6 protein-coding genes are annotated in these 4,462 nt (G+C 62.9%); all 6 read left to right on the top strand.

Features of this window, described 5'->3' with window-relative positions; all coding sequences use genetic code 11:
• Window positions 1–223: SHOCT domain-containing protein (locus EN742_RS25615; RefSeq protein WP_148670251.1), on the top strand; the 223-nt coding region annotated here is incomplete at its 5' end.
• A gap of 72 nt (window positions 224–295) precedes the next feature.
• On the top strand, window positions 296–973 hold the full coding sequence (locus EN742_RS25620; protein WP_127406947.1) for a DUF4178 domain-containing protein: 678 nt from the start codon (window positions 296–298) through the stop codon (window positions 971–973).
• Complete coding sequence (locus EN742_RS25625) at window positions 970–2,292, top strand: DUF4178 domain-containing protein (protein ID WP_189375587.1); 1,323 nt, start codon at window positions 970–972, stop codon at window positions 2,290–2,292. The genes EN742_RS25620 and EN742_RS25625 overlap by 4 nt, the downstream gene beginning before the upstream one ends.
• Before the next feature lie 16 nt (window positions 2,293–2,308).
• Window positions 2,309–2,446 carry a hypothetical protein gene (locus tag EN742_RS38255; protein WP_189347497.1) on the top strand — a complete coding sequence of 46 codons (138 nt, stop codon included), beginning with the start codon at window positions 2,309–2,311 and terminating at the stop codon, window positions 2,444–2,446.
• Window positions 2,447–2,455: 9 nt separating this feature from the next.
• On the top strand, window positions 2,456–2,683 hold the full coding sequence (locus tag EN742_RS25630; RefSeq protein WP_127406945.1) for a DUF350 domain-containing protein: 228 nt from the start codon (window positions 2,456–2,458) through the stop codon (window positions 2,681–2,683).
• A 37-nt stretch (window positions 2,684–2,720) separates the two neighbouring features.
• Window positions 2,721–4,232 carry a polyamine aminopropyltransferase gene (locus EN742_RS25635; protein ID WP_127406944.1) on the top strand — a complete coding sequence of 504 codons (1,512 nt, stop codon included), beginning with the start codon at window positions 2,721–2,723 and terminating at the stop codon, window positions 4,230–4,232.
• Window positions 4,233–4,462: the final 230 nt, after the last annotated feature.

Here is a 4,462-nt window from a genome sequence, read left to right on the forward strand (position 1 = left end):
GGCGGGGGCCGGCCTTGGGGCAGGACTTGCGCTCGGCCAGGCCATGACACAGGGTTTCGGCAACGCCGCGGCTTCGGCATCGCAGGTCCAGGCGGCGCCGGCCCAACCGGCCGAGGACCCGATCCAGCTTCTCGAAAAGCTCGGCGGCCTGCTCGCCAAGGGAATCCTGACGCAGCAGGAATTCGATGCCAAGAAGGCCGAGCTGCTGTCCCGAATCAAGTGAGCCCGCAGGCGGGCTCCGTTTCCCCAGCCCTGCCGGTGCCAAGAGGTCCGGCGCATCCAACTCAGGGTTTTCATGCGCAAGTTCGACTGCCCGTCCTGCGGCGCGGATGTCACCTTCCGGTCGGCGCAATCGGTCTATGCCGTCTGCGCCTATTGCCAGTCTATGGTGGTGCGCACGGATGTCGACGTCAAATCGATCGGGGTGATGGCCGCCCTGCCGGACGACATGAGCCCGTTGCAACTGGGCAGCGGCGGCTATTTCGAGCAGCAGCCCTTCACGCTCATCGGGCGGCTGAAGATTGGCTGGCGCGACGGGTTGTGGAACGAATGGCACCTGCTGACGGCAGACGGCCGGCGCGGCTGGATCGGCGAGGCGCAAGGGTCTTTCTCCATCAGTTTCGAACTGGAGAGGCCTCTGCCGCGCGACGTCGAGGTGACGCTTGACCACTGTCACGGGTTGCTGACAAGCGGCAAGCCCGCCGCCGAGGCAAGGCCCGGCTTTGCCGTGCAACTCGGCGGCACCACGCTGCGCGCGGTCGACATCAAGCTGGCGACCTGCCTGGGATCGGAGGGCGAACTGCCCTTCGCCGCGCCCAAAGGCCGGCGGACAGTCGCGATCGACTGCATCGGCAGGCAGGGCGAGTTCGCCACGCTCGATCATGATGGCCGCGAGGCCCATGCCTATGTCGGCCGCTATGTGGAGTGGGACGCCTTCCGCTTTACCAATTTGCGGCCGCTGGAGGGATGGTGAGCGACCAGCCTTCGATCCTGCCGTCCGCCGAGCCGGCGCCGCCGCCGCGCGCGCCCGGCAGGCCGCGCACCTTCGCCTGCCCGAACTGCGGTGGAGCGGTTACGCTGCGCGCGGCCGGCCAGTCGATCACCGCCACCTGCAGCCAGTGTTCATCAGTGATCGATGTCGCCGACGAGAATCTGCGTATCATAGAGGCGGCACAATCTGCCATGCAGCAGTCCGATATCCCGATCGGTGCCCGTGCCCGGCTCAAGGATATCGAATGGGAAGTCGTCGGCTATATGCGGCGCAGCGACGGGCCTGGCGATTTTCGGTGGACCGAGCACCTGCTGTTCAACCCTTACCACGGCTATCGCTTCCTGGCCGAGGAATACGACCACTGGACCCTGGTGAAGATGCTCAACCGCGACGTGCCGGGCGCGGGCGGCGAGGGCTGGATCGATGCAAATGGGCGCAGCTACCAATTCTTCGGCAAGGGCTTTGCCCGCACCACCTACGTGGCCGGCGAGTTCTTCTGGCGGGCATCGACCTCGGACGTCACCGCGGTAACCGACTATATCGCGCCGCCCTACCGGCTGATGGTGGAGAGGAACGACGAGGAGATCATCGTCTCCGAGGGCGAGTATCTCGATGCGCGCCTCGTCGCCGCCGCCTTCAAGCTGCCGCTGCGCGTGCCTTCGTCCTCCTCAGCCGGCGTCAGCCAGGTCAATCCGTACAAGCCGTCATTCACGATCGTCGCCCTGGCAGTTGTTGCCGCCACGATGCTGCAGGGCACTTTGCTGGCGATCTCGGCAAACGCGCTGGTCAATTCACAAACCTACAATCTGACCGCCGCCGACAAGAACAATACCCTGTCGTCCGGAACGTTCCGGCTGAACAGGAGCGGCAATATCGAGATCGAGACCACCTCCTACCTCAGCAATGACTGGCTCGAGCTCGACATGGCGCTGGTCAACATCGACACCAATCAGAGCTACTCGGTATTTCAGTCACTCGAGCACTACAGCGGAACTGATTCCGATGGTCGCTGGGAGGAGGGAGGCAATCGCGAGACTTCGCTGTTGCCTCCGGTTCCGCCCGGCACCTACAAATTGCTGATCGAGCCCGATGCCGGCCTGTTCTCCAAGCCGTCATCATTGCTTTCGTCCTCGGCGCCCTTGCCGGCGCAGCCCGTCACCATCACCATTAAATACGACGTGCCGGTTTGGTCGAACTACCTGATTGCCATGGCGCTGTTGCTGGCCGTGCCGGCGATCAGCTTGATCAGGCGAATGATGTTTGAGAAATCGCGCTGGGAAAAGGGTGGCGTTGCCGAGTGATGCGAAGGAGAAAGACATGAGCAAGCTGCACATGATCTATGCCACGCTGGTTGTGCTCGGCATGTCGGCGGCCAACTTCAACGGCTATGCCGTGACCGCGATGTTCAACGGCAAGCAGACTGCCAACCGCGACGTCAACGCATATCACAAATAGGAGGCTTCAATGGATGCGACCGGCCTGATCGAATTGAAATTCGTCGTTGCCTCTTTGGTCTATTCGGGCTTGGGCCTCGTCGTCTTCGTCGTCGCCTTCCTGCTGCTTGATCTGCTGACCCCCAGGGTGCAGGTCTGGAAAGAAATCTGCGAGAAGCAGAACCTGGCCCTGGCGATCTTCCTGGGCTCCGTCGCGATCGGCATCGCACTTATCATTGCCTCGGCCATTCACGGCTGACAGGCGATCCTGCGGCGAGTTGGCGTAAGGCGCTTTCGTGGAAATCCTGCTCCTCTTTTCGGCATTCGTCATCGCGACCTGCGGGCTTGTCTACGAATTGATCGCCGGCACGCTGGCGAGCTACCTGCTCGGCGACTCCGTCACGCAGTTCTCCACCATCATTGGCGCCTATCTTTTCGCCATGGGCGTCGGGTCGTGGCTCTCGCGCTATATCGAACGCAACCTGCTCGCCTATTTCGTCCGTATCGAGCTTATGGTCGGGGCGATTGGCGGTTCCTCGGCCGCGGTGCTTTTCATCTTGTTCGACCAGGTCGCCTCCTTCCGCCTCTGGCTCTATTTTCTGGTCGGTGTGATCGGCATCCTGGTCGGCGTCGAAATTCCCCTGCTGCTGCGCATCCTGGAGGGGCGGCTCGCCTTCAAGGACCTGGTCTCCAAAGTCTTCACCTTCGACTATGTCGGCGCGCTGTTTGCCTCGCTGCTCTTCCCGCTGGTGCTGGTGCCGCATCTCGGTCTGATCCGCTCCGCCTTCCTGTTCGGCATCCTCAACACCATGGTGGCGATCTGGATGCTCTATGCCAACAAGGCCGGCATGATACCCCGGCGGGGCGCGCACAGGGCTGCGGCCTGCACCGTGCTGGCACTGCTCGGAGCCGGCTTCATTTCGTCGGAACGCATCCAGTCGATCTCGGAGGCGAGCATCTATCCGGGCACGGTGATCTTCGCCGAATCCACGCCCTACCAACGCATCGTGGTCACCCGCCAGCAGCGCGACATCCGCCTCTTCCTCAATTCGAACCTGCAATTCTCGTCACTGGACGAATACCGCTACCACGAGGCGCTGGTGCATCCGGCGATGAGCGCGCTCAAGGCGCCACGCAAGGTGCTGATCATCGGCGGCGGCGACGGCCTGGCGCTGCGAGAGGTATTGAAATATCCGGCAGTCGAGGCGGTGACCATGGTCGATCTCGACCCGGCCATGACGCGCCTGTTCTCCAGCAACGAGTTGATGAGGGCACTCAATGGCGGCGCCCTGTCCTCGCCCAAGTTGAAACTCATCAATGCCGACGCCTTTCTCTGGCTGCGGGAACAGAAGCCGGCCGATGCGCGCTTCGACGCCGTGATCATCGACCTGCCGGACCCTTCCAACTTCTCGATCGGCAAGCTGTACTCGCTCACCTTCTACCGCCAGCTGAAATCGGCGCTGAACGATGACGGCATCGTAGTGATCCAGAGCACTTCGCCACTCATCGCGCGCAAATCCTTCTGGTGTGTCGACAACACGCTGGCGGCCGCTGGTTACCAGACCGCCGCCTATCATCTCTTCGTGCCGTCCTTCGGCGAGTGGGGTTTCATCATCGGCTCCTTCTCGCCCTATCGGGTGCCAGAGCACCTGCCCGAGGGGCTGCGCTTCCTCGACCTGCCGACCATGAAGGCGATGTTCCAGTTCCCGCCCGACATGGCGCATGTCGCCACCGCCATCCAGCGGCTCGATGACCAGCCGCTGGTGCGCTATTTCGACGAGGAGTGGGGCGATTACCTCATTTATTGAAAGCCGGAGTGGCGGCCTTCAGACCGGCAAGGAACGACCGTCTTTGAACGTGACGCATCCGAAGATGCCTACCGGGCGGTCGGTTTCGCGAACGATGGCCAAGCCATGAGCCGGATCACCCGCAAGCAGTTCCTGGCGCTTGGAGCCGCCTCGCTTGGCCTTGCCGGTTCCGGGCTGGTAGGAAGGGCGTTGTCCAGCGGCGGGGGGGGCGGCCCGGGGCCCCGTGGACT

Origin of the sequence: Mesorhizobium sp. M4A.F.Ca.ET.020.02.1.1 (assembly GCF_004022645.1) — a bacterium.
GTDB lineage: Bacteria > Pseudomonadota > Alphaproteobacteria > Rhizobiales > Rhizobiaceae > Mesorhizobium.